The sequence below is a fragment of the Ruminococcus sporogenes genome (assembly GCF_054655175.1).
The window spans coordinates 1-23,939 of sequence record NZ_BAAHOA010000005.1 but is presented as its reverse complement, the minus strand read 5'-3'; the positions used below and the strand labels follow the sequence as shown (position 1 = coordinate 23,939).

The following is a 23,939-nucleotide window of genomic DNA, read 5'->3' as shown; positions in this document are numbered from 1 at the left end:
ATTAAAGAGATGAAAGGAATTGTTAAATGCAGTTTAATGAAATTCAGCTATCAGGTGAAATGCTGAAAGCAATAGATCAGATCGGCTATACGGATATGACAGAGATTCAGGAAAAAAGCATACCTGTGATATTATCCGGAAGGGACATTATCGGACGTTCAAATACAGGAACTGGAAAAACTGCCGCTTTCGGTATACCTGCAGTTGAAAATATCTGCCGTGAAAACAATGGTAAAGTTCAGACGCTCATATTATGTCCTACGCGGGAGCTTGCCGTTCAGGCGGCTGAGGAAATAAAAAAATACTCCCGGTTTATGCCTTGGGTTAAGGTATCAGCCGTTTACGGCGGCTCAAGCATGGATCGTCAGATTCATGAATTAAAAAGGGGGGCTAACATAGTTGTAGGAACGCCGGGCCGCGTTATGGATCATATCAGGCGCCGAACTTTGAAGCTTGCCGATTTACAATCGATTATACTCGATGAGGCGGACGAAATGTTGAATATGGGCTTCAGGGAGGATATTGAGGAAATTTTGGGATATGTTCCTGAAAAACGTCAGACAATTCTTTTTTCCGCTACAATGCCTCCGGAAATAATGGCAATAACAGAAAATTTTCAGAATGATCCGGTGGTTATAAAAACTCTATCGAAAAGCCGTACTGTTGAGGCTATAGATCAGTCCTATTATGTTGTAAATTCTGATAAAAAGGCTGACGCTTTATATGTTTTATGGCTTTATAACGCTCCGAAATCATCAATGATTTTCTGTAACACTAAAAAAATGGTGGATGAGCTTACAGAGTATTTAGCTGAAAAGGGAATCAGGGCGGAAGGGATTCACGGCGATATGAAGCAGATGCAGAGAACGAGCGTAATGAAATCCTTTAAAAGCGGCAGAATAAGCGTTCTTGTGGCGACCGACGTAGCTGCCAGAGGAATAGATGTCAGCGGCGTTGACGCCGTTTTCAATTATGATCTTCCGCAGGATAACGAATATTATATACACCGTATCGGGCGAACGGGAAGAGCAGGTAAATCAGGTAAGGCCTACACCTTGCTTTCTGGAAGAAAACAGGTTTATTCAATGAAGGCTGTTGCAAAATATACTAAGTCTGATATAGCAGAGGGTAAGCTTCCGACGAGAAGCGAGGTCGCGGAGGCTAAGCTTGCCGATTTTGCCGAGAAAATATCAGCCGCATGTAAGAAGGAAGTTTTACCTGAGACGGAACGTTTAATTGAGATTCTTAAAGAAAAAAATATATCTGTTGAAGATATAGCAAGGGCGCTTTGCAGCAAAAGAATAGGGAAGGATCTTAATAATATTCCCGATGTTCAGTCTGTAGTCTACAAGACTGAAAGAAGTATCAGAAGAAACGGAAACGGTAAAATCGTTAAGGTTAATATCAATGTCGGAAGAAAACATAAAATAGCTCCTAATTTTATTTTAGGCGCTCTTGTTGACGCTACCGGTATGTCCGGAAAGAATTTCGGAAAAATTGATATTCATGATAAATATACTACTGTTGAGGTTCCTGATGCCGAAAGCGGTTTTATCATAGATTCTATGAATAACAGTCGCATAAACGGGAATAAAGTTACAGTTAAGCTTTATGAGGGAAAGAGCTATTCTGATAAAAACAGAAATTACGGAAGAAAAAATAATTCGGATTATAGAGGAAAAAATTCATTCGGCGGTGGTAATAAATATAGGCGCGGCAGCGGCTCACAAAAGAAAAGATATTGATTTCGGAGGAAATTATGAGGATTCTTGTTGTTGAAGACGAGGAAGCTATAGCTGAGGCTCTTGCTCATATCCTTACAAAAAATAAATATCTGGTGGATACCTGTTATAATGGTGAAAACGGTTATGATAACGCTGTTTCAGGAATCTACGATATTATAATTCTGGATATCATGCTTCCCGGCATGAACGGTTTGGAAATACTTCGCAGACTAAGGCTTGAAGGGATAGCTTGTCCTGTTCTGCTTTTGACGGCAAAGGACGAGATTTCAGATAAAGTGAAGGGTCTTGATTTGGGAGCGGACGATTATCTTACAAAGCCCTTCGCTATGGAGGAGCTTCTTGCAAGAATAAGATCCCTTTCAAGAAGAGTGGACAGTTCGCTGAATGATAACAGCTTGAAATTTTCTGATATTTCTCTTAATCTTCAGACTTATGAGCTGTCTGGAAGAGACGGTTCTCTCAGTCTTGGTCTGAAGGAATTCAGCATAATGGAATATCTTCTTAATAATCCCAATAAGGTAATCAGTAAAGAGCTGCTGATTGAAAAAATATGGGGATATGATTCGGACGCTGAATATAATAATGTTGAAGTTTATATTTCTTTTTTAAGAAAAAAGCTTAGACATATTCATTCTGCAACTTCTATAAAGACTGTTAGGGGAGTAGGGTATCGTCTGGAGGAATCTTGAATGATAAAAAAACTCAGGCGAAGATTTATTATTGTTAATATGAGCATACTTACCTGCGTGCTTTTTGGTGTGCTTACGGGAATATTTGCGTATATGTACAGCTCGGAGGTCAGAATTTCTTATGAATTGATTGAATCAATATTAAACGAGAAGGATATAAATTTTAATAAGCCTGATAAAATTATGGAATCAGCCGAAAATGAAACGGTTACTGAAAACGGCGGATTTTTAGCTCAGATGAGTTATATCAGTCAGAACAATAATCAAAAGAATGAAGGCGGAGATTTCAATTGGGACAGAAACGAGCAGTATACGCCGTTCCCGGAAGATCCGTTTGTTCCTGATCCGTATCCTGAGAAGAAGCCTGATCCCACGTCCCCTGAAAAGCCGGATAATTCGAATCCTGATAAAGAAGATCCTGATTCATCGGAAAATGATTTTGAAGATGATGAGGAAAATAATGAATCAGAAAACGATGATAGCAGCAGCCGGACAGATAATGCTGTAAATATCAATCCGCATTTACCTGCTGAAGACAGCGTAAAGGAAGGAAACAACGATAGTTTTCAGCAGGAATCGGCAGTTACTCAATCTACGTACACTACTTCCGCCGATAAAGCTTCTTCTGAAAGTAGAACGACAGTAATAGTTACTACTGAAAAAAAAGAATCTCAGCCTCCAAAATTAGAATTTCCCGATCCTTACAGAGGAAATGTCAAACGCGCCTATATAATGGTTCAGTTTAATCAAAACGATGATATTGATAGGATAGTCTATCAGTATTTAGATGACGCGGACGAGGAGGACATAGAGGAAGCGGCAATAAGAATTTATAATGATAAAAGCGACAGAGGAAAGCTTACTATAGGGGATTATAAGCTTAGATACATGAAAAAGGATAATCCCAGAATGATAGGCGGCGGATGCAGGATAGTCTTTCTTGACAGAACGCTTGAAATTTCTACAATAAACAGAATGTTATTCATTTTTATTATAATAGGAAGCGTCGGAGTCATTATAATTTTCGGAATAAGCGTTTTATTGGCTAATTGGACTATTAAACCTGTCGATAAGGCATGGCAGCAGCAGAAGCAGTTTGTTGCGGACGCGTCACATGAATTAAAAACTCCGCTTACTGTTATTTCAGCAAACACCGATGTTATTTTGTCCAATGAAAACGAAACGGTTAAAAGCCAGTCTAAATGGCTTAATTATATAAAGGAAGAAACTAAGCGTATGACGAAGCTGGTAAACAGTATGCTTTATATCGCCAAGTATGATTCAAATGAAATGAAGCTTGCCGCGGATCGTTTCAGCTTAAGCGAGGTTATGTCGAGCATATGCTTGCAGTTTGAGTCAATTATTTATGAAAGCGGTAAATTACTTGAAACGGATATTGAAGATAATATTTATTTTAAAGGCGATGAAGATAAAATAAAGCAGCTTGTAAATATACTTCTTGATAACGCTCATAAATATTCTACCGAAAACGGCAGAATTACCGCTCGCTTATCTGAAGATCAAAAAACTGGTAAGATAAGTCTTTCTGTTGCAAATACCAGTAATTATATAGAACCCGATAAAATGAATAAGCTTTTTGACAGGTTTTATCGGCTGGATTGTTCAAGAAACAGAAAAACCGGAGGCTCAGGACTTGGTCTTAATATTGCCAAATCAATAGTAGAGGCTCATGGAGGTTCAATTAAGGCTTTTCATGAAAATGGAATAACATGCTTTACTGTAATATTGTAAAAGCTCCCGCAAAAGCGGGAGTTTTTTTAGTTATTTGTATAAAGTCTTTTATATGGATTCTGGCTGTTAGGAGTTAGTACATAAAAGCTTTTATTAATAATATTAGAAATGTCATAATCAAAATTACCGCAATATTCCTTTAGCAGATCCTTTATTTCGTAAATATCATCGGAGGTCGCCTTTTTCGCAGAAACCTGTGCCGGAAGGTTTAGAGGCAGCTTTTCTGTACATATATAAATTTTGCCTCCGTGCATTCCGGTTCCACAGAAATGTCCGACAGGGGGAGTATTTTTATCGCAGTTGATCCCCAGAACTATTATAATGCCTCCAGCCTGATATTCTCCGAGAAAACTGCCCGCTTTTCCTCCGATAACAAGCACAGGAATCTTTTCCTCATAGGCCTTCATATGTATTCCCGCCCTGTAGCCGGCGTTGTCACGGACAAATATTTTTCCGCCTCTCATTGCATAGCCGGTAGCGTCTCCTGAAGAGCCGTGGATAATAATTGAACCGTCGTTCATAGTATCTCCGGTTGCGTCCTGCGCGTTTCCGTTTACAATTATATCTGCTCCGTTTAAGTAAGAACCGAGAGCGTTACCGGGAGTTCCGTTGATTATTACCTCTTTATGTGACAGTCCGCTTGCGATATAACGCTGGCCAATGCAATTGTCAATATATATATGATTTTCAGGGGAGCTACGTACCTGTTCGTTTAATTCTTTAAAATGCATAAGTCCGGCAGTAATTCTCATTATCTGACACCTCCAAGCTGTTCTTTTCTTTCAGAAATTGAAAAAGCCATAAGCTGCGGCTTTTCCTTGATAAGCTCAAAGTCAATTTTATCCAGCGGAATTTGTTCGCGTATAAGCTTTGTATAAATACCTGCTCTTGAAATATCCCCTATCATAATATATCCTTTTAAAAGATTGTTTTTGGTAACAAGCATCTTATAATTTTCTCCGTTTTGGTAAAGGCTTTTTTCACCGTCATAGCTGCCGGCAGTTATCATATGATAATCAAAAAAGCCTATTGCGTTCATGGGTATAGCTTTATCATAGGGCTTATCAGTACCAGTCATATGAAGACCGGCAGTTTCCCCCTGCATATATGCGTTTGGAAGAAGAGCTAATATTCTGTCTGTATCGGTTGTAATGTCGCGGCTTTCAGTACAGTCTCCGGCAGCGTAAATTTCCGGAAGAGAGGTACGGCATAAGCTATCTGTAACTATACCTTTATTCACATTTCCCCCCGCATCTTTAATAAGCTCCGTATTAGGTCTTACTCCCACAGCGATAACCAGTGCGTCGAATTCTATAGTTTCGCCATTAGTCAATATTGCCTTGTTTTCATTAAATTCAGAAACCGATGCTCCGAGGATAAAATTTACGCCCTTATCCTCAATTGATTTCCGGACGAGTTCAGCTCCTGTTTCGTCCAATATAGAAGGCAGAATTCTATCGGCGAGATCAACAACAGTCAGTCTGCCTATTTTACTAAGTATTCCTTCCGCGCATTTAAGACCGATAAGTCCGGCGCCTATTATCAGTACTCTTGAATCCTTGTTAAGATTACTGTTTAGCTTTTCGGCGTCGTCAAGCGTCATAAAAGTATATTTGTTTTTTACCTTTTCCAATCCTTTTACGGGAGGTATAAATGGTCTTGAACCTGTCGCCACAAGCAGTTTATCATAAGAGATTGATTTTCCGTCGTCAAGAACGACGTTTTTGTTTTCAGGATCAATCCGGACTGCTTTTTTTCCGAGAATAGCGGTTACATTGTTATCTTTATAAAAACTGTCGGGACGGAATTTCATTCTTTCTTTGTCTGTTTTACCGTATAGAAGATAAGAAATAAGCGGACGTGAATAAGTATGATGCTTTTCTTCGGAAATAACGGTAATTTTATTTTCCTTATCATTTTTTCGTATTCCTTCAATGCAGCCGACTGCCGCAGCGGAATTTCCGATAATTACATAATTCATCTTATCACTCCTCTTATCATCTTTCTTCATAGACAATGGCGTTATTGGGACATCCGGCGACACAAGCCGGTGCGCCGCATGAGTTTTTAGTGCAAAGTTCGCATTTCTGAGCAACATGCCCGTTATCGGCAGGCATTATAGCTCCGTAGGGACATGAGAGAATACAGGTATAGCAGCCGACGCATTTGTCCTGATCTAATTCAATCAGACCGTCGTTTAAGGTTAAGGCTCCGGAGATACAGCTCTTTACGCATAGCGGCTCGGTACAATGGCGGCAGGAAACCGCAAAATAGATTCCATCGTTTTCCTCAACCTGAATTTTCGGATAGATTTTTTTGCCCTTTAATGCCTTAGCCATTTCATTTGCCTTTGATTTTCCGGCGGAAGCTGTATTTGCAAAAGCGCAGTTGTATTCGCATAGATGACAGCCAAGACACCATTCTTCATTAACGTAAATTCTTTTCATGGGTCAAGTCCTCCTTATTCGCCTGCATGCTTTATTCCAAGAATTTCAAGCTCTTTTTCATTCAAACCAACGCCTCTGAGCATGAGCCTGTTGCCCTTGAGACTTTCTATTGAGTTGATTCCCATACCGCCCATCATTTCCTTTATTTCATGATCCCATGCCGAAACAAGATTCACAAGGCGTCTGGAGCCGATATCGGGATTAAGTCGTTTTACGAGATCCGGACGCTGGGTTGCAATACCCCAGTTACATTTTGCTTCGTGACATGCTCTGCATTGGTGGCAGCCCAGAGCGATACATGCCGCAGTGCCAATGTAAACTGCGTCTGCTCCAAGAGCGATTGCTTTTACGATATCAGCGGAATTTCTGATGCTTCCGCCCACTACTATAGATACGTTTCCTCTGATTCCTTCCTGCCTTAAACGTTCGTCAACGCTGGCAAGAGCAAGCTCTATGGGAATACCTACATTATCTCTGATTCTTGTAGGAGCCGCTCCTGTTCCGCCTCTAAAGCCGTCGATGGCTATAATATCGGCGCCGCTTCTGGCTATTCCCGAGGCAATTGCGGCAACGTTATGTACTGCCGCTATTTTAACAATTACAGGCTTTTTATATTCTGTAGCTTCTTTTAAAGAGAATACAAGCTGTCTGAGATCCTCGATTGAATATATATCATGATGAGGAGCCGGAGAAATTGCGTCGGAGCCTTCCGGGATCATTCTTGTTCTTGAAACTTCTCCTACAGTCTTAGTACCCGGCAGATGTCCGCCTATGCCCGGTTTTGCGCCCTGCCCCATTTTTATTTCAATTGCCGCGCCAGCTTCAAGATATTCCTTGTGAACTCCGAAACGTCCTGACGCTACCTGAACTATTGTGTTCGGTCCGTATTGATAAAAGTCCTTATGAAGACCGCCCTCGCCGGTATTGTAGTATGTACCGAGCTCCGCTGCTGCCCTTGCAAGACTTTCATGGGCGTTTTTACTTATGGAACCGAAAGACATAGCGGAGAACATAATAGGCACTTCAAGCTTAAGCTGGCTAGTTAAATTATTGATGATATTACCATTTTCATCTCTAACCACCGACGAAGGCTTCTGGCCCAGAAATGTTTTAGTTTCCATAGGCTCTCTCAGCGGATCTATAGACGGGTTAGTTACCTGAGACGCATTGATGAGAATTTTATCCCAATAAACGGGAAGCGGTTTAGGATTGCCCATGGACGAAAGAAGTACGCCGCCTGATTCCGCCTGTTTATATATTTCTTTTATATTTTCCATAGTCCAGTTAGCGTTTTCTCTGAAGGTGTTGTCGGATTTTATAATCTTCAAAGCCCTTGTCGGACAAATGGTAACGCATCTCTGACAGTTTACGCATTTTGAATCGTCGCACATCATTTTGCCTAAGTCCGCGTCATAGTAATGAACTTCGTTTGCACACTGCCTTTCACATGCCCGGCAGCCGATGCATCTGTCAGCATTGCGTACAACTTCGAATTCCGGATACTGATAATCCATTATTGGAGTCCCTCCTCTAAAGTAACAATAACAGGCTCTCCGCCTCTTGGAGACCAAATTTTATCAAGCTCTGGCTCTATAACTCTTATAGCGCATTCCTCGCTGGCAATATAGACCATATCGTCCTTTTCTCCCACCACCATGGAGCGCAGCTTTAATCTATCGTTTAAAGCCATTAGACCGCCGTCGAATCCTACCATTATAGAAAACGGTCCGGTTATAAGCATACTGGAGAAAGCGTTTCTGAAATACGTCAGTCTTTCTCTGTCCTCAGGCTTCATCGATTCGATTGTATCCCAAAACGGTGCGGCGATAATTTCAGAAACCTCTTTGAATGAAAAACCGAGCCGTCTGTGAAGATAATCAATAATATATGTAATAACCTCAGTGTCCGTAAGCAGGGTGCATTTATATCCGAACATTTCAATAAATCTTCTGTTAGCGTCATAAGAGGATATTTCGCCGTTATGAACTATGGACAAATCGAGCATCGCAAACGGGTGAGCGCCGCCCCACCAGCCTGGGGTGTTTGTAGGATATCTTCCGTGAGCAGTCCAGCAGTAGCCTTCATATTCGTCTAATCTGTAAAATTCTCCGACATCCTCAGGATAACCGACGGCTTTGAAAATTCCCATATTCTTTCCGCTGGAAAACACATATGCTCCGTTTATGGTAGTGTTTATCTTAATAACACATTTTACCGTAAATTCATTTTCGTCAAGCTGAGATTCCTTTAGCCTGTTCGGAAGCGGCTTTACAAAATATCTCATAATAATCGGCTCGTTCATTATAGCCGCAATTTTTTTTGTTGGTATTTTAGAAAGGTTGATAACGTCAAAATGCTTATCTATAAATTTTTCACATGCAAGCTTAGCGCTTGTGTTGTCATAAAATATATGAAACGCATACGCGTCCTTATATTGAGGATAAATTCCGTAACCCGCAAAGCCGCCGCCAAGACCGTTTGAACGGTCGTGCATTGTTGCTATGGATTCAATAATTGAACGGCCGTTGAGCGTTTTGCCTTTTTTAGAAAAGATACCGGAAATAGCGCATCCGGAAGGAATCCTAACTTCCCCTTCTCTTAACATAAAACTGTTCCTCCTTGAATGAAACTGTATTTTTAACAGAAATGTCTGCAAAACAAAAAAAGGCGCTCATAAGCACCGCAGACAATATCCGCAATACTGATGAACACCTTTGTTCTCTCTGTCATATATAATACACTTTTTTTTTATTATTGTCAAGTACTTTTCTCAAAAAAATTAAGAATAAATTACAGGAACTTTTTATCTTTTATTTTTAAAGCTGAAATTTCAATAAAAAATTTCTTATGAATATAATGTGTCTTTACGGAATGAAGAAAGAAATTGAAAATTTTTTGTAAAAAAGTTCTTGACAAGACAATAATTTTGGTATATACTAAAGCTACAGACAGCAAAGGTGCTGTGGGCATGAGATCGTGCTCACAGCACCTTTTTTGTTTATTAAAGGCTTTTCGGCTGATTAGGTACCGATCATGACCGATTGTGCCGCTTAAAACCGTTTACGGTTTTCCGATGATAATATGGGAAGGATGATTTTTATGGAATTTTCATCAGTAAATACCATTTGGGTACTGTTAGGAGCCGCGTTGGTTTTCTTTATGCAGGCAGGCTTTGCAATGGTAGAAACAGGTTTTACAAGGGCAAAGAACGCCGGAAATATAATTATGAAAAATCTTATGGATTTTTGTTTGGGTACTCCTATTTTCTGGATACTCGGCTTCGGATTGATGTTCGGCGCAGGCTCCTTTATAGGAGGATATCATGGTATTGCGTCTGAAGCTAATTATGGAAACGGCATGCTTCCGGACGGAGTTCCGTTTTTTGCATTTTTTATATTTCAAACTGTTTTCTGTGCTACTGCCGCGACAATCGTTTCAGGCGCTATGGCGGAAAGAACTAAGTTTGCCGCTTATCTTGTATACAGCGCAGTTATCAGTGCGATTGTTTACCCGATTGAAGCTCATTGGATCTGGGGCGGCGGCTGGCTTTCCGAAATGGGATTCCACGATTTTGCCGGTTCAACGGCAGTACATATGACCGGCGGTGTGGCCGCTCTTGTGGGCGCTGCAATATTGGGACCGCGTATCGGCAAGTACGGTAAGGACGGCAAACCGAAGGCTATTCCGGGACATTCCTTGACATTGGGCGCATTGGGATGCTTTATTTTATGGTTCTGCTGGTTCGGCTTTAACGGAGCTTCCACGGTTTCAATGGAAGGCGACAGCATTGCTCTTGCCGGAAAAGTATTCGTAAACACGAATTTGGCTGCCGCTATAGCCACTTGCGTAACTATGGCGTTTACATGGATAAAATACGGTAAACCGGATGTATCAATGTCCTTGAACGGTTCTCTGGCAGGATTGGTGGCTATTACGGCTGGATGCGACGCAGTAAGTCCGATAGGAGCGGCAATTATAGGCGCCGTTGCCGGCATTCTTATTGTTCTCGGAGTAGAATTTATTGATAAGGTTCTTAAAATAGACGATCCTGTCGGAGCTGTCGGAGTACATTGCGTAAACGGCGCCTTCGGTACTCTTGCAGTAGGTCTTTTAGCCGACGGTTCTACAACTGACAAAGGCTTGTTCTACGGCGGCGGGTTAAAGCTTTTAGGCACTCAGGCGCTTGGCGTTGTCTGTGTTGCCGCATGGGTTGCAGTTACCATGATCGTTACATTTACAGTTATCAAGAAAACAATGGGTCTCAGAGCTTCCGCAGAGGAGGAGATTCTCGGAATGGACGCAACCGAGCATAATCTTCCGTCAAGCTATGCCGACTTTATGCCGTCGGCGGCAAGTATTAAGGAAATTCAGAAGCAGGGAGCTAAAGCAGGAGTAGATGTAACCGGGTCAGTTCCTATGTCTAAGGCGGTTCCTGTTTCAATAAAATCCGGTTCGTCTGCCGGTGAAAACAGCAAGCTTACAAAGCTCTCGATTATATGTAAGCCGGAAAAGCTTGAATCTCTTAAGAACGCTCTGAATGCGATTGATGTCAGGGGCATTACGATTACTAACGTAATGGGATACGGCACGCAGAAGGGTCAGAAGTCATATTACCGTGGAGTTGAACGCGACGATGTGCAGCTTCTGCCTAAGGTTAAAGCCGAGGTGGTTGTATCTAAGGTGCCGGTTGAAACAGTCGTAAACGCGGCTAAGGCGGCTTTATATACCGGTAATATCGGCGACGGCAAGATATTCATTTTTGACGTTGAAAATGTTGTTAAAATCAGAACCGGTGAGGTAGGATATGACGCTCTTCAGGGTGAAGATGATATTAAATAAATTAATATAGAAACTGAAAAATTTTCTGATTTTTGCCTAACTCTCCCTATTTACTATAAAAAGGGAGAGTTTTTTGTGCATTAATACCTATGTTCATAAATTGTTCATAGTTTGTTCATAATTTATCCAAAAATAGCTTTTATATATTTTGTATAATTAAATAGTACGTTTATAATATAATATTTTTATAGGAGAGATTATTAAATGATAGGTTCAAAGCTTTTAAAAAGGTTCAAAGCGGCGGCTACTTGTGCAGCCGTTGCCGTTACCGCTTTAGCGGCGCCTATGTCTGCTGAAAACGATCATGCTGACGCCGCATACAACGTTAATTACGCTAAGGCGCTGCAATATTCTTTGTATTTATATGATGCAAATATGTGCGGTTCTGAAGTAGGGGAAACCTCACAGTTCAGTTGGCGAGACGACTGTCATACCTATGACTCAAGCGTTTCTACTCCTTACGGCACGATGGATTTAAGCGGAGGCTTTCATGATGCGGGCGATCACGTAAAGTTCGGTTTACCGGCTGCCTATTCTGCAACAATGTTAGGCTGGGGATATTATGAATTTAAGGACGCGTATACCAGAACTGGTCAGGCGTCGCATCTTCAGACGATAACTGATTATTTTTGCGATTATTTCAAGAGATGTACGGTTATGAACGGTTCAAGCGTTCAAGCCTTCTGCTATCAGGTAGGAGACGGAGATACCGATCATGCTATATGGGAATCTCCTGAAAATCAGACTATTGCAAGACCTGCATATTTTGCTACTGCAAGTAATCCTTGCACTGACGTAGTAGCTGAAACGGCCGCCGCTCTTGCTATGAATTATATTAACTTTAAAAACAGCGAGGATCTTACATATGCTAAGGCGCTTTATGAATTTGCAAAAAATAATAATAAGGCAAATCATCAGTCCCAGTCATATTATCAAGGAACAAGCTATCTGGACGATCTTGCATTAGCTTCTGTAATTCTTTATAAGGCTACAAACAATTCTTCATATAAATCGGATTGTGCAGACTATATCAGTCAGTCAAACTGGGCTTATACGACAAATTATCCGCTTTGCTGGGACAGCGTATGGCCGGCGGTAAACGCGATTTATGCAAACGAATGGGACAGGGTTGCTGCTAATGTAAATGAATTGAAAAACGGTTATAATACGTCTCAGGGTTATGCTTGCCGCGATAACTGGGGATCGGCAAGATACAATACGGCACAGCAGCTTGTCGGTCTTGTTTACGATAAGTACAATAATACTTCAACATATAAAACATGGGCGAATAGCCAGATGGAATATCTTTTCGGCGGTAATAATTCAGGAAACTGCTATATGGTAGGCTATAGCAATAATTCTGTTTCTCATCCTCATCACAGAGCTTCCTCCGGATTAAATACATATTTGAAGGAAAATGATTCAAGAGAGCATAAATATATTCTTGCCGGAGCTTTAGTTGGAGGACCGGATCAGAGCGATAATTTTTCAGATTATACTGACGCTTATAAATATACAGAGGTAGCCCTTGACTATAACGCGGCTTTTGTAGGAGCGCTTGCAGGTCTTTATCTTGAGTATGGTTCCGGACAGTCTGTTGATTCGGTTGTACCGGGCACTGAATCAACTGTCAATCCTACCACTACAGCGCCTGTAACGACTGTTACTACTTCCGCAACAACGATTTTGACAACAACTGAAGCTACTACCACTACCACCGTTTCAACCTCGGTTGTACCGGATCCTACTTCCGGCACAAAAGTAGTGGATGTCAATAAGAAACTTGATTATTCAAGCGATACTGAAAATATACTTCAGATTAAGATTTCTGATCTGCTGCCATCGGGAGCAAAAGCGGAGAAATTCATCGTTAAGCTCTCAGCCAGCGGAAATATAGGCAGTCCTTCAATAAGCGGTGGAATCAATGTTACAAATAATGATGATTATTGGCTCGACCTTGACGGAACGCAAAAAATTTCCGGTTCAACAGGAACAATAGAATTTGATGTTAAATCTATTCAGGATTATATCCAAGAGAACGGAGTTTTTCAGATTGGTTATTGGTGGGGAGAGCAGAATACGGTCAATATAGAATCTGTAACGTGTATTTATACTGATGATTCGGCTGTTGTAACAACAGCGGTCACGACTAAAGCGACAACAACTTCAACAATAACTACAACAGAAACCGCTACCGTAGAAACAACTATAACAACAACTACTACAATTCCGTCATCTTCTGATAAAACTGTTACTGTTAATAAATTACTTGATTACACAAGCGATACGGAAAAAATTTTGCAGGTAGAAATTTCAGACTTACTCCCTTCTGGCTCAAAAGCTGAAAAATTTATTGTAAAAATATCTGCGTCGGGTAATATAGGAACACCTTCAATCGGCGGAGGCATATCGGTTACGAATAACAATGATAACTGGCTTGATCTTAACGGCAAGCAGAGCGTCTCCGGTTCGTCCGGAACAATTGAGTTTGACGTTAAGTCTGTTCAGGATTATATTCAGGAGGACGGCGTATTTCAGATTGGCTATTGGTGGGGAGAGCAGAATAAACTTACTGTTGATTCAATTACATGCGTTTACAGCAGTACGCAGTCCGCTGTAACAAGCGTTACTACGATGCCTGTAACTACTTCTGTTTCAACGCAGGAAAAACCTGATACCACCGTACCGTCGGTAAGCCCAACTATATACGGAGATGTAAACGTAGACGGTTTTATTAATGTTTCGGACGTTGTCGCGCTTAATATGTATATTTTAAGCAGCGGGGAAAATAAGCTAAGCGACGTTGGAATAGCTAATGCTGATTGTGTTAAGGACGGGGTAATAAATACTTCAGACAGTCTTTTGATTATGAATTATGTTGCGATGATTGTAGGGGAATCGCAGCTTGGAAAATAGTATTTAATGATTAATATAAAAGCGGTACCGAATTTATATTCGGTACCGCTTTTTAAAAATTATCTGAAATACTTGACAAATCAGTATGGCAGTGTTAAAATTGAAAATGGTTATTAATTTATATTTGGATTGGAAGTGAAAATGAAAATATGCGTCCATCGGATTATAAAACAAAACAAAAGGAAAAGATTTTAAAATTCTTGAATGATAATAAGGATAGACACGTTACTGCCTCTGAAATAATTGCATATCTTAGCTGCGGTGAAAATTCAGTTGGCTCTGCCACCATTTATAGATATTTGGACAAGCTTGTCAGCGGAAATATAATTAGAAAATTCTATCTTGATGAAAAAACCGGAGCCTGTTATCAGATGGCCGAAGATAACGCTGAATGTCATGAGCATTTTCATCTGAAATGTATTAATTGCGGAAAGCTTTATCATATTGATTGTTCTTATATGAAGTCTTTGAATAGTCATATTTTTGAACATCACGGATTTAAAGTTGATAATTCAAAAACTGTTTTATACGGAAAGTGTGAGGAATGTGAAAGCAAAAATAAATAAAATAATTACAGCAGTTTTAATTGCCGTATTTTCAGTGGTTTGTATATCCTGCGGAAAATCAGGAAATGAAGGAAAAGAAAAGTTAAAAATTGTAACAACGTTGTTTCCGCAGTACGACTTTGCTAAGCAGATTGCAGGTGATAATGCTGAAATAACGCTTCTTTTGACTCCTGGATCAGAAAGTCATACATATGAACCGACTCCCAAGGATGTGTCTAAAATACAGCAGGCTGATATATTTCTGTATATAGGGGGAGAATCAGAAGTATGGGCCGACGATGTTCTTAGGTCTGTAAAAAACGAAAAAATCAAAGCTGTAAGGCTTATGGATTATATAACGCCTGTTGAAGAAATCCATGACACATCGGAGGGTGAAGAACACGGTCATGATGAAACAGAATTTGACGAGCATATTTTTACTTCATTAAAAAATGCGGAAATTCTTCTTGATGAGATAAGTTCTGTTATATGTGAGGCCGATAAAGCTAACTCGGAAATATATAAAAAGAATGCTTCTGAATATTTGGCAAAAATTAAGGAGCTTGACGAGCAGTTTACCGAATTGATTAATAACGCAGAAAGGAAAACGGTTGTTTTCGGTGATCGTTTCCCATTCAGATATTTCGCGGAGGATTATGGTCTTGAGTATCATGCGGCATTTTCAGGCTGCAGCTCGGAAACTGAAGCAAGCTCTGCTACTATGTCCTATTTGATTGATATTGTAAAAAAAGAAAATATACCGGTAGTTTTTTATATTGAATTTTCAGCAAAAACTATAGCTGATAAAATCGCTGATGCCACGGGAACAAAAACGTCTTTGTTACATTCGTGTCATAATATATCCAAGGAGGATTTACAGAATAACGTAACCTATGTGGATTTGATGACAAATAATTATAAAAATCTTTCGGAGGCTATTAACTGACAATGTTTAACGACTTTATATCTATGCTGACTCCGGAATTTTTAAGCTATATTCTTATACCGGCGTTGATAGGCGGAATAGCTGTGACTCTTTGCTCTGCGTTGTTGGGCGTAAGCCTTGTGCTCAAACGATATTCCATGATAGGGGACGGTCTTTCTCATGTGGGCTACGGAGCATTATCGGTTGCAGCAGTAATGAACATTGCTCCGCTGAAATTTGCCCTTCCTGTTGTTATAGCAGCGGCTTTTCTGTTACTGAGAATGAATGGCAGCAGTAAGCTTAAAGGTGATTCTGCAATTGCCGTTTTTTCAACAACAGCGCTTGCAGTCGGTATACTTGTATCATCAAAATCAGGTCTTACGAATGATGTAAGTCATTATATGTTTGGTAGTATACTTGCTATGGATCATGACGATGTTATTTTAAGCGTTGTTTTATCCGTTCTTGTTTTGGCTATGTTTATTTTATTTTATAATAAGATTTTTGCCGTCACCTTTGATGAAAATTTTTCAAGGGCTACAGGTATCAAGGTTGATTTCTATAAAATGCTTATAGCGCTGCTTACTGCCGTAACAGTAGTATTAGGTATGATGATGATGGGCGCATTGTTAATTTCAAGCTTGATAATTTTTCCGGCTATAACATCAATGAGAGTTTTCAAAAGCTTTAAGGGAGTAGTAATATCTTCTGCTATAGTTTCTGTTTTAAGCTTTTTAATAGGATTTTTTATTTCTCTTCTTTTAGATACGGCTCCAGGCGCAAGCGTCGTTGTTGTAAATGTAATAATATTTGCGTTGTTCTCGGCGTTGGGGTGGATACGAAACCATAAAAGCTAAAGCTATGTATCGGCGGAATTACCGCCGTTTTACATTTTCTGATTCAGTTTTAATAGTTTCATGGGCCGGCATGTAATGTAATTCAGTTACAGTATCGTTTTCAGAGGCCGACCTGTATGAAATTATCTGAGGGTTAACTGTTTTAGGAATGTAAATTTTAGTCTTTTTTCCGCAGTGAACTCGTCTTGTCATAGTCATATTGCTCCTTATGAAAAATTATTACATTAATATTATGATAAGATATGTCGATTTTATTTCATGTAAAAAATGAAAATTTTTCGGAGGTTATGTTGAAAAATATAAGTCTGCTATCAATTGTTCTGAAAGGAATCGGATATTTGATTTTTTCAGAAATTCTTTGTCTTTTTATAAATCTTACTTTGGCTTTTTCCAGCAGTATATTTTTGAAAATAATTACTGTTTTGTGTACGTCAATTATTTTTATCGGATTAATATGTAATTTTGCGTATAATACTGCTAAAAATGATCTTATTATTCAGAGGAGAATGAATATAAAATTTTCATTTTCAAGAAAGTTTACCGTTGCTGCATCGTTAAGTATGCCGTATATTTTATTATGGTTGATTTTATTGATTTCTAAAAAAGGGCTTATAGGAAATTTTTATGGAGCTTATAAGCTTTTAAACGGTCAGTTTTTACAGCTTTATAACATGATAAATTCAGGCACAGAGTTAAGCAGCGTATCAAAATTTCAGCTTATAATTATGTTTGTTCTAACGCTAATTCCTTTTGTTTCATTTATAATAACATATAAATTATATTATTCCGGTATTGATTTGAATAAAATCCAATATAAGGATTAATTAAAAAACAGGAGCTGACTGCTCCTGTTTTTTAATATTGTTAAACTTATATAATAAGATACCAAGCATAATAAACGCAAAATAAATTAATATATAATAAAAAAATTGGCTTAATTAAGCCAATTTTTTTATAAAGTTTAGATTATACTTAACAATATACCTGCGGCTACTGCGGAACCGATAACTCCGGCAACATTAGGTCCCATAGCGTTCATTAATAGGAAGTTAGTCGGATCAGTTTGCGCTCCGACCTTCTGAGAAACTCTGGCCGCCATAGGAACGGCTGAAACTCCGGCTGAACCGATAAGCGGATTAACCTTGCCTTTAGTGGCTTTGCACATGATCTTACCGAATAATACGCCGGCAGCAGTACCAACTGCAAAAGCGATAACTCCGAGAATAATTACCTTAGCGAATTCTGTATTCAGAATCTTGTCTGCCTGGGTAGTAGCTCCTACTGAAACACCGAGGAAAATTGTGATTATGTTCATTAAAGCATTCTGAGCTGTATCAACAAGTCTGCTGCATACGCCGCTTTCCTTGAGAAGATTGCCTAACATAAGCATACCTACAAGGGGACCTGCCGACGGCACAAGCAAAGCTACGATAAATGTAACTGCAATTGGGAATATAATTTTTTCGGTTTTGGAAACGTTTCGCAGCATAGGCATTTTTATAGCTCGTTCTTTTTTTGTGGTTAAAAGCTTCATAATAGGCGGCTGAATAACCGGAACAAGCGCCATATAAGTATAAGCGGCAAGAGCAATAGTACCGGTGCTTATCTTAAAGTTTCCACCGTCCAGTAATCTGCTTGAAACATATATTGCAGTAGGACCGTCCGCACCGCCGATAATAGAGATAGCGCCGCATTCAGCAGCGGAAAATCCGAGTATCGCCGCTCCGATAAACGTTAAGAAAATACCTGCCTGAGCGGCTGCTCCGAGCAGAAAGCTCTTAGGATTGGCAATAAGCGGACCAAAGTCGGTCATAGTACCGATACCAAGGAAAATAAGCGGCGGATAAATCTGAAGCTTAACGCCTAAATACAGAATATCCAAAAGCCCTCCTTCATGCAGGACCTGTCCGAAATCAATATTTGACGTATTTTCCCATAAATACGGATGATACATGCCGACTTCCGGCAAATTGGTTAAAAACATACCAAAAGCAATCGGAAGCAGCAAAAGCGGTTCAAATTGCTTAACAATTGCAAGATACATAAAAATAAAGGAAATCAGGATCATAACCGCATCTTTCCAGCTCATATTCGCAATACCGCTGGAAATAGCGAGATCTTTTATCGTATCTGCAAAGATACTGAAAACTTCACTCATGTGATATTATCCTTTCTTAATTTACTGTTAATTTCAGAATGGGTTTGTGTCATTCTGAATACCCGCAAGCGACCATGCGGATCTCGACGGCTTATTTTTAACGGTTCTGACAGATCTGAGCTTATATGTTTTTCCGTCAGAAGCGCCCATAGCGGCGACAGCAGCAGAAATAACAGCGATTATTTCGTCCTGATTATCGTCTGTCTTTGGTATCGAAACCGGCGCGGCAGCCGGCTTTGCCGTTTCAACAGGCTTTTCCTGGACAGCAGGCTTCTTTTTTCTTGAGAAAATCTTGCCGAATGCCCATACGAATAAGATAAGGATGATAAGACCGAGAAATACGACAGTCAAACCGGTAATAACAACTGCGGTTACATAGCTTAAGGTCATATCCTCAGCCATAGGAGTTAATGTTTTGCCGATAAGGCTGCACGTAGTCATTAAATCCATGTTTACAGCACTCTCCTATATTAAAATTTTATAATACATATCTTATATTATACACTAATTTTTTCATTTTTGCAAGAAAAATTTCCAAATAAATTAAAAAAACGGATAAGGTATTAGTTTAAAGTCGGATAAACATTATTCCGGAGAAATGGTTAAAACAGCTATTTCGGGACGGTTATTGAATCTAGCCGCAATATTGTAGTCTCCGATGTAATTTCCGATTCCTGAGGTTATAAATAAATATCCTCCGTCATATTTGAAAAGACCTTTATCAAATATTTTATTTTTATCTTCGTAAAGCTCCGGTACGAATTTACCATTATAATATGCGGGACCAAGAAACGGTATCTGTATTATGCCGCCGTGAGTATCGCCGCATAAGGTCAAATCCGCTCCGAATTTTTCATAATCGCTGTACATCGGTATATGGGCAAGAAGTATATTATATGTACTTTTATCTATATCAAACTCATTCGTCAGATCAAAGCTGGGTGAAAAAAAAGCGTTGCTGATTCCGTAAAATGTAAGATCGGTATCGCCAATTGTAATTTTTTCAGCTTCTCCGTCCAGCACATGTATTTTGTTTTTTTCCATTTTATCTACATAGGCGTTTGTTCTGTCGTCATGCTCGCCTAAAACAAAATAAAGCTTATAGCCTTCGTCAATTATACCAGTCATAAGATCCATTGAAATTTGTTTTTCAGTTTCGTCAGCGTTGTTGGAGTGCATATCTCCTAATACGCAGACGGCATCAGGATCAATCCTTTTTATTTTTTTTACGATAGTTTTATTATCAATGGAAAATATTCCGTCATACGCATGTAAATCGCTTAAAACCGCAAGTTTTACATCATTATTTACCTTATCCGAGCTAATATGCTTTTCGTTAATTTTTAAGGTATAATTGTTGAACCACCAGATGAAAAATAAGATAAGTATTACCTTTGCCATGCGGGATATGCAGGAGCCCTTTTTCTTTTTAGGCAATTCGCTTTCGGCCGGCGTATCCCGTAGAATCTGTTCTTCCATTAATTTATTGCTGCTCCTTTATTATATGTACGTCAATCTGTCTGAACGGTATAGTGACGTTATTGTCAATAAAAGCCTGATTTACCTGTTCTGTCAAATCAAATTTTACCTGCCAGTAATTTTCAGTTTCCGTCCATAGACGGACGGTTATCTGAAGACTGTCCTCCGCCTGAAGTCCGAGTCTTGCAAACGGCTCAGGCTCTTCTAATACCATTGGGTGCTCAGACGCAAGCTTTAATATTATTGATTTAGCTTTTTCAATATCGTCAGAATAGCTTATGCCGAATTCAAAATCGACTCTCCTGGTGTTTTGTTCGCTGAAATTAACTATTGTAGAATCTGTTATTTTTCCGTTTGGGATATAAACAGTTTTATTATCCGCTGTAAGTATTCTTGTGTAAAGTATTCCGATACTTTCCACCGTTCCGGAAGCGGCGTTTGTTTCAACATAGTCGCCGGACTTAAACGGCTTTGAAAATAAAATTATAAAACCTCCCGCAAGATTTGACAGGCTGTTTTGGAGAGCCAGTCCGATAGCGAGTCCGGCAGCGCTTATAACCGCTATAATCGAGGTCATCGGGATATTGAGAATGGAAAGAGTTATTATAAAATCTATAGTATAAAGCAGAACCTTTAATAAGGAGCGGAGAAAGCCTACGGCTGTAATATCAACATTTGCACGGTTAAGGCATCTTGTAAAAATTCTAAGTATGATTTTTGAAAGAGCCAGTCCGATTAAAAAAATTATAACAGCGAAAATAAGCGAGGGCAAAGCCTCCTTGATTTTATCAGCAATGCCGGAGATAAGCTTACTAAGCCGTCCGGTTTCTTTGGCGGTTGTGCTTACGGCATTGGCGATTATCCCTTCTATTGCATTGGTTACTTCCGTTTGCGTCTCGGTTGAGGCTTCCAACGCGGATATCAAAGAAGTTGTTATCATTTTTTGAATCCTCTCTTCTTATATTATAATTTAGGCACGTCCTATTGTATTTATACTTATTATATTATTATAATGAAAATTTATAAAAAGTCAATCGTAATAGGGCGTCTTATAGAAAGCATGAATGAAATAAATTAATTAAATATGTCGAAAAATGTGAAAAATACTTGAAAAACTACAAAGGATAATGTATATTATAAATATATATATAAATTTAATTTCCATAATTTAACATAACATAATATTGTGAGAAAAATATGAATCGTAAAATTTTAATTTATCTATGTTCCTTTGGAACGGTTATTGCGGCGGTCTGTATGTATTTTATTTCCAGAGAAAATACGGAAAAAGCCGTTATAACCGGCGAGTACGATATTTGGGAAACCGACGGAAGCATTGTTACTGAAACTGAAGCTAACATTATAACTGCTTCCGCAACCGTCGGCGCTGAAATTTATACCTCCGAAATGTTTACGGAAGACTTGTCTGAAAGTATGGCGGAAACCGATCGTACTGAATTTCTATATATAGATATTAACAGCGCCGGAATGGAACAATTAATGCTGCTTGACGGCATAGGAGAAGTAACGGCAGAAAAAATAATAAATTACAGAATAATAAACGGAGGGTTTAAAAATATTGAGGAAATAATGAATGTGAACGGAATAGGCGAAAAGACATTTTTTAATATCAAGGATCATATATATGTAGAAAATCCTGTTTACCCTGCCGATATCGATCCCTATGTGCCGGAACAGAATTATCAGGATCCTGTTTTTAATAATGAACCTGTAGTTCAGACTGCGGAGCCTTCCCAGGATAACACACAGGAAAATCTTTTATCTACTGAAAACGAAACCAGAGAGCTTCTATTTAATCTTAACACAGTTACACGCGAAGAGCTTCTGCTGATACCTGATATGGACGAAAAAACAGCTGACAGTATTATTTCCCTGCGGACAAGCATAAAATATTTCAGCAATACGTATGAGCTTCTTTATGCAGAGGAAATGAGCGAAGCAAAGCTTAAAAAAATTATCAGTTATTTTTATGTTGATAATAATCAAATAAATTAGACTATTTATTTGTGAAAAACATTAATAACCTTAAAGGAAAACTTGAATATGATGTATAAAACAGACAAAAAAGGATAATTTTAATCAAAATCAAACTGATTTTTATTTTTACCGTTTTGTAATAATATGAATTTTAAACAGAAAAATCTTAAATATTGAACAAAAATATTGAATAAAAATTGTTTAAAATGCTAAAAAAATATTAAGGATTGGTATTAAGCATTGACTTTTTGTTTTTAGTATTGTATATTATTGTTACGAAACATTTGAATATTTTTTTGGATTTTTAGTCAGACAGCTTAAAATTAAAAATGTGCATAATGCGTGTAATTTATGTGAAAGGCGCGATGGTAAAGTGGTTTCGATTAAAACTATCGCAGAGGAGTGCGGTGTATCAATTGCTACTGTCAGCAAAGCTCTTAATAATCACAGCGATGTAAGCAGTGCAACAAAGAAGCTTGTTTGCGATACTGCAAAAAGGCTTGGATATTTTCCGAATTCACAGGCTCGCGCACTGAAGACCAATAAAACCTATAACGTCGGGGTTCTTCTTCAGGATAAAGCGCATAGCGGTTTGACTCATAGTTATTTTTCCGCTGTTTTGGACAGTTTCAGGGTAGAGGTTGAGAAAAACGGATATGATATAACTTTTATCTGCGGAAAAATAGGCGGAAGCGTAATGTCTTATTACGAACATTGCATGTATAGATCTGTGGACGGCGTTCTTGCCGCCTGTGTGGATTTTTATGACAATGAGATAACGGAGCTTTTTAAAAGCAGTTTGCCGCTTGTAACTATAGATTATCGGTCTGACGCCGTTTGTTCGGTTTCCTCTGATAATGTTACAGGAATAAGAAAAATTGTTGAATACGCTTATAGCTGCGGGCACAGAAAAATAGCTTACATATATGGAGAAAGCTCGCAGGTTACTACAATTCGTTTAAATTCATATCTTGACACAATGAAAAGGCTCGGCATGCAAGTGCAGCCTGATTATTTGCGTCAGGGCAAATATCACGATGCGGAATATATATATAAATTGACGTCCGATATGCTGAAGCTTTATGACAGACCTTCGTTTATTATTATTCCGGATGATTTTTCTTCAATCGGCGCGATTAACGCAGCTGAAGAGGCAGGTATATCTATTCCGGAGGATTTATCAATTGCCGGTTATGACGGTATTAAGATGACTCAGATTATGAAGCCGTCGCTGACAACCTTTGAACAGAATACAGCTCAGATCGGTAAGTCGGCAGCAGAGCTGCTTCTTAAAATAATAAGAAAAGAAGAAATTTCACCGGAAGACAGGCAGATTATTATAGACGGAAAATTTATTAAGGGAGCTACTGTCAAAGTAATTTGACAGTTCCATATATAAACATGCTTTATTATATTTTATTTTTTTAAAATATAATATAATCATTAAGGAGGAAAACTACCAATGAACAAACTTAAAAGAACATTAGCATTGGTTGCAACTCTTGCAATCTCTGCAACAGCATTTGTAGGATGCGGTGATGATAATAACTCATCTTCATCATCGAAGGAAGACAGCTCTTCATCTGCAG

The 23,939-nt window shown here is 39.0% G+C and carries 21 protein-coding genes; 11 read left to right on the top strand and 10 right to left on the bottom strand.

Translation table 11 applies throughout. The features are described from left to right. Positions 1 to 26 precede the first annotated feature (26 nt). The 3 genes from ACYQ0N_RS14245 to ACYQ0N_RS14235 are packed head-to-tail and all read left to right on the top strand — an operon-like array spanning position 27 to position 4,186. On the top strand, positions 27 to 1,745 hold the full coding sequence (locus tag ACYQ0N_RS14245; RefSeq protein WP_460163058.1) for a DEAD/DEAH box helicase: 1,719 nt from the start codon (positions 27 to 29) through the stop codon (positions 1,743 to 1,745). 14 nt (positions 1,746 to 1,759) lie between these two features. Next, entirely contained in the window at positions 1,760 to 2,434 is a 675-nt protein-coding gene (locus tag ACYQ0N_RS14240; protein WP_177533254.1) for a response regulator transcription factor, read from the top strand. Beyond that, the gene (locus ACYQ0N_RS14235; RefSeq protein WP_177533255.1) at positions 2,435 to 4,186 is read left to right on the top strand and encodes a sensor histidine kinase; all 1,752 of its coding nucleotides are present in this window, start codon (positions 2,435 to 2,437) and stop codon (positions 4,184 to 4,186) included. A 26-nt stretch (positions 4,187 to 4,212) separates the two neighbouring features. Here ACYQ0N_RS14235 and ACYQ0N_RS14230 read toward each other — a convergent pair whose 3' ends face one another. The 5 genes from ACYQ0N_RS14230 to ACYQ0N_RS14210 are packed head-to-tail and all read right to left on the bottom strand — an operon-like array spanning position 4,213 to position 9,238. Further along, positions 4,213 to 4,938, bottom strand: coding sequence for a GltB/FmdC/FwdC-like GXGXG domain-containing protein (locus ACYQ0N_RS14230; RefSeq protein ID WP_460163057.1), 726 nt, complete (start codon positions 4,936 to 4,938; stop codon positions 4,213 to 4,215). After that, on the bottom strand, positions 4,938 to 6,167 hold the full coding sequence (locus ACYQ0N_RS14225; protein WP_460163056.1) for an NAD(P)/FAD-dependent oxidoreductase: 1,230 nt from the start codon (positions 6,165 to 6,167) through the stop codon (positions 4,938 to 4,940). Before ACYQ0N_RS14225 ends, ACYQ0N_RS14230 begins: the two co-directional genes overlap by 1 nt. 16 nt (positions 6,168 to 6,183) lie before the next feature. Then, positions 6,184 to 6,633, bottom strand: coding sequence for a 4Fe-4S dicluster domain-containing protein (locus ACYQ0N_RS14220; RefSeq protein ID WP_177533258.1), 450 nt, complete (start codon positions 6,631 to 6,633; stop codon positions 6,184 to 6,186). A gap of 14 nt (positions 6,634 to 6,647) precedes the next feature. Beyond that, entirely contained in the window at positions 6,648 to 8,147 is a 1,500-nt protein-coding gene (locus ACYQ0N_RS14215; RefSeq protein ID WP_177533259.1) for a glutamate synthase-related protein, read from the bottom strand. Then, positions 8,147 to 9,238, bottom strand: coding sequence for a class II glutamine amidotransferase (locus ACYQ0N_RS14210; protein ID WP_177533260.1), 1,092 nt, complete (start codon positions 9,236 to 9,238; stop codon positions 8,147 to 8,149). Before ACYQ0N_RS14210 ends, ACYQ0N_RS14215 begins: the two co-directional genes overlap by 1 nt. Before the next feature lie 494 nt (positions 9,239 to 9,732). On the opposite strand from ACYQ0N_RS14210, the gene ACYQ0N_RS14205 reads away from it, so the two are divergent. From ACYQ0N_RS14205 to ACYQ0N_RS14185, 5 genes are all read left to right on the top strand, one after another. Beyond that, positions 9,733 to 11,472, top strand: a complete 1,740-nt coding sequence (locus ACYQ0N_RS14205) for an ammonium transporter (RefSeq protein WP_177533261.1) — start codon at positions 9,733 to 9,735, stop codon at positions 11,470 to 11,472. A 204-nt stretch (positions 11,473 to 11,676) separates the two neighbouring features. Then, positions 11,677 to 14,388, top strand: a complete 2,712-nt coding sequence (locus ACYQ0N_RS14200) for a glycoside hydrolase family 9 protein (protein ID WP_460163055.1) — start codon at positions 11,677 to 11,679, stop codon at positions 14,386 to 14,388. Between the two features lie 149 nt (positions 14,389 to 14,537). Next, on the top strand, positions 14,538 to 14,954 hold the full coding sequence (locus ACYQ0N_RS14195; RefSeq protein ID WP_177533263.1) for a Fur family transcriptional regulator: 417 nt from the start codon (positions 14,538 to 14,540) through the stop codon (positions 14,952 to 14,954). Next, positions 14,935 to 15,879: a metal ABC transporter substrate-binding protein gene (locus ACYQ0N_RS14190; protein ID WP_460163054.1), complete on the top strand. Its 945-nt coding sequence runs from the start codon at positions 14,935 to 14,937 to the stop codon at positions 15,877 to 15,879. Before ACYQ0N_RS14195 ends, ACYQ0N_RS14190 begins: the two co-directional genes overlap by 20 nt. A 2-nt stretch (positions 15,880 to 15,881) precedes the next feature. Continuing rightward, a complete protein-coding gene (locus ACYQ0N_RS14185; protein ID WP_177533264.1) occupies positions 15,882 to 16,715 on the top strand; it encodes a metal ABC transporter permease in 834 nt (277 codons plus the stop codon). Between the two features lie 18 nt (positions 16,716 to 16,733). On the opposite strand, the gene ACYQ0N_RS14180 is transcribed toward ACYQ0N_RS14185, so the two are convergent. Continuing rightward, positions 16,734 to 16,907: a hypothetical protein gene (locus tag ACYQ0N_RS14180; RefSeq protein WP_177533265.1), complete on the bottom strand. Its 174-nt coding sequence runs from the start codon at positions 16,905 to 16,907 to the stop codon at positions 16,734 to 16,736. Between the two features lie 314 nt (positions 16,908 to 17,221). Here ACYQ0N_RS14180 and ACYQ0N_RS14175 point away from each other — a divergent pair, with 314 nt between their 5' ends. Then, positions 17,222 to 17,539: a hypothetical protein gene (locus tag ACYQ0N_RS14175; RefSeq protein WP_460163053.1), complete on the top strand. Its 318-nt coding sequence runs from the start codon at positions 17,222 to 17,224 to the stop codon at positions 17,537 to 17,539. A gap of 137 nt (positions 17,540 to 17,676) precedes the next feature. Here the strand turns inward: ACYQ0N_RS14175 and ACYQ0N_RS14170 are convergent, their stop codons facing one another. The 4 genes from ACYQ0N_RS14170 to ACYQ0N_RS14155 form a co-directional block, all read right to left on the bottom strand. After that, positions 17,677 to 18,873, bottom strand: a complete 1,197-nt coding sequence (locus tag ACYQ0N_RS14170) for a sodium ion-translocating decarboxylase subunit beta (protein ID WP_177533267.1) — start codon at positions 18,871 to 18,873, stop codon at positions 17,677 to 17,679. 33 nt (positions 18,874 to 18,906) lie between these two features. Next, positions 18,907 to 19,323: an OadG family protein gene (locus ACYQ0N_RS14165; protein WP_177533268.1), complete on the bottom strand. Its 417-nt coding sequence runs from the start codon at positions 19,321 to 19,323 to the stop codon at positions 18,907 to 18,909. Positions 19,324 to 19,458: 135 nt separating this feature from the next. Next, entirely contained in the window at positions 19,459 to 20,352 is an 894-nt protein-coding gene (locus tag ACYQ0N_RS14160) for a metallophosphoesterase (RefSeq protein ID WP_460163052.1), read from the bottom strand. Between the two features lie 4 nt (positions 20,353 to 20,356). Continuing rightward, positions 20,357 to 21,292: a mechanosensitive ion channel family protein gene (locus ACYQ0N_RS14155; RefSeq protein ID WP_460163051.1), complete on the bottom strand. Its 936-nt coding sequence runs from the start codon at positions 21,290 to 21,292 to the stop codon at positions 20,357 to 20,359. 257 nt (positions 21,293 to 21,549) lie between these two features. Between ACYQ0N_RS14155 and ACYQ0N_RS14150 the strand changes: the two genes are divergently transcribed. Beyond that, complete coding sequence (locus ACYQ0N_RS14150) at positions 21,550 to 22,368, top strand: helix-hairpin-helix domain-containing protein (protein ID WP_460163050.1); 819 nt, start codon at positions 21,550 to 21,552, stop codon at positions 22,366 to 22,368. A 355-nt stretch (positions 22,369 to 22,723) separates the two neighbouring features. Beyond that, complete coding sequence (locus ACYQ0N_RS14145) at positions 22,724 to 23,734, top strand: LacI family DNA-binding transcriptional regulator (RefSeq protein ID WP_177533272.1); 1,011 nt, start codon at positions 22,724 to 22,726, stop codon at positions 23,732 to 23,734. Positions 23,735 to 23,939: the final 205 nt, after the last annotated feature.

Excerpts from the sequence above, each read along its gene's own strand:
- ACYQ0N_RS14225 (WP_460163056.1), bottom strand. The coding sequence starts at position 6,167 with ATGAATTATGTAATTATCGGAAATTCCGCTGCGGCAGTCGGCTGCATT.
- ACYQ0N_RS14205 (WP_177533261.1), top strand. The coding sequence starts at position 9,733 with ATGGAATTTTCATCAGTAAATACCATTTGGGTACTGTTAGGAGCCGCG.
- ACYQ0N_RS14170 (WP_177533267.1), bottom strand. The coding sequence starts at position 18,873 with ATGAGTGAAGTTTTCAGTATCTTTGCAGATACGATAAAAGATCTCGCT.
- ACYQ0N_RS14185 (WP_177533264.1), top strand. The coding sequence starts at position 15,882 with ATGTTTAACGACTTTATATCTATGCTGACTCCGGAATTTTTAAGCTAT.
- ACYQ0N_RS14165 (WP_177533268.1), bottom strand. The coding sequence starts at position 19,323 with ATGGATTTAATGACTACGTGCAGCCTTATCGGCAAAACATTAACTCCT.
- ACYQ0N_RS14215 (WP_177533259.1), bottom strand. The coding sequence starts at position 8,147 with ATGGATTATCAGTATCCGGAATTCGAAGTTGTACGCAATGCTGACAGA.
- ACYQ0N_RS14210 (WP_177533260.1), bottom strand. The coding sequence starts at position 9,238 with ATGTTAAGAGAAGGGGAAGTTAGGATTCCTTCCGGATGCGCTATTTCC.
- ACYQ0N_RS14150 (WP_460163050.1), top strand. The coding sequence starts at position 21,550 with ATGAATCGTAAAATTTTAATTTATCTATGTTCCTTTGGAACGGTTATT.
- ACYQ0N_RS14220 (WP_177533258.1), bottom strand. The coding sequence starts at position 6,633 with ATGAAAAGAATTTACGTTAATGAAGAATGGTGTCTTGGCTGTCATCTA.
- ACYQ0N_RS14180 (WP_177533265.1), bottom strand. The coding sequence starts at position 16,907 with ATGACAAGACGAGTTCACTGCGGAAAAAAGACTAAAATTTACATTCCT.
- ACYQ0N_RS14155 (WP_460163051.1), bottom strand. The coding sequence starts at position 21,292 with ATGATAACAACTTCTTTGATATCCGCGTTGGAAGCCTCAACCGAGACG.
- ACYQ0N_RS14160 (WP_460163052.1), bottom strand. The coding sequence starts at position 20,352 with ATGGAAGAACAGATTCTACGGGATACGCCGGCCGAAAGCGAATTGCCT.
- ACYQ0N_RS14200 (WP_460163055.1), top strand. The coding sequence starts at position 11,677 with ATGATAGGTTCAAAGCTTTTAAAAAGGTTCAAAGCGGCGGCTACTTGT.
- ACYQ0N_RS14175 (WP_460163053.1), top strand. The coding sequence starts at position 17,222 with ATGAATATAAAATTTTCATTTTCAAGAAAGTTTACCGTTGCTGCATCG.
- ACYQ0N_RS14195 (WP_177533263.1), top strand. The coding sequence starts at position 14,538 with ATGCGTCCATCGGATTATAAAACAAAACAAAAGGAAAAGATTTTAAAA.
- ACYQ0N_RS14240 (WP_177533254.1), top strand. The coding sequence starts at position 1,760 with ATGAGGATTCTTGTTGTTGAAGACGAGGAAGCTATAGCTGAGGCTCTT.
- ACYQ0N_RS14235 (WP_177533255.1), top strand. The coding sequence starts at position 2,435 with ATGATAAAAAAACTCAGGCGAAGATTTATTATTGTTAATATGAGCATA.
- ACYQ0N_RS14230 (WP_460163057.1), bottom strand. The coding sequence starts at position 4,938 with ATGAGAATTACTGCCGGACTTATGCATTTTAAAGAATTAAACGAACAG.
- ACYQ0N_RS14245 (WP_460163058.1), top strand. The coding sequence starts at position 27 with ATGCAGTTTAATGAAATTCAGCTATCAGGTGAAATGCTGAAAGCAATA.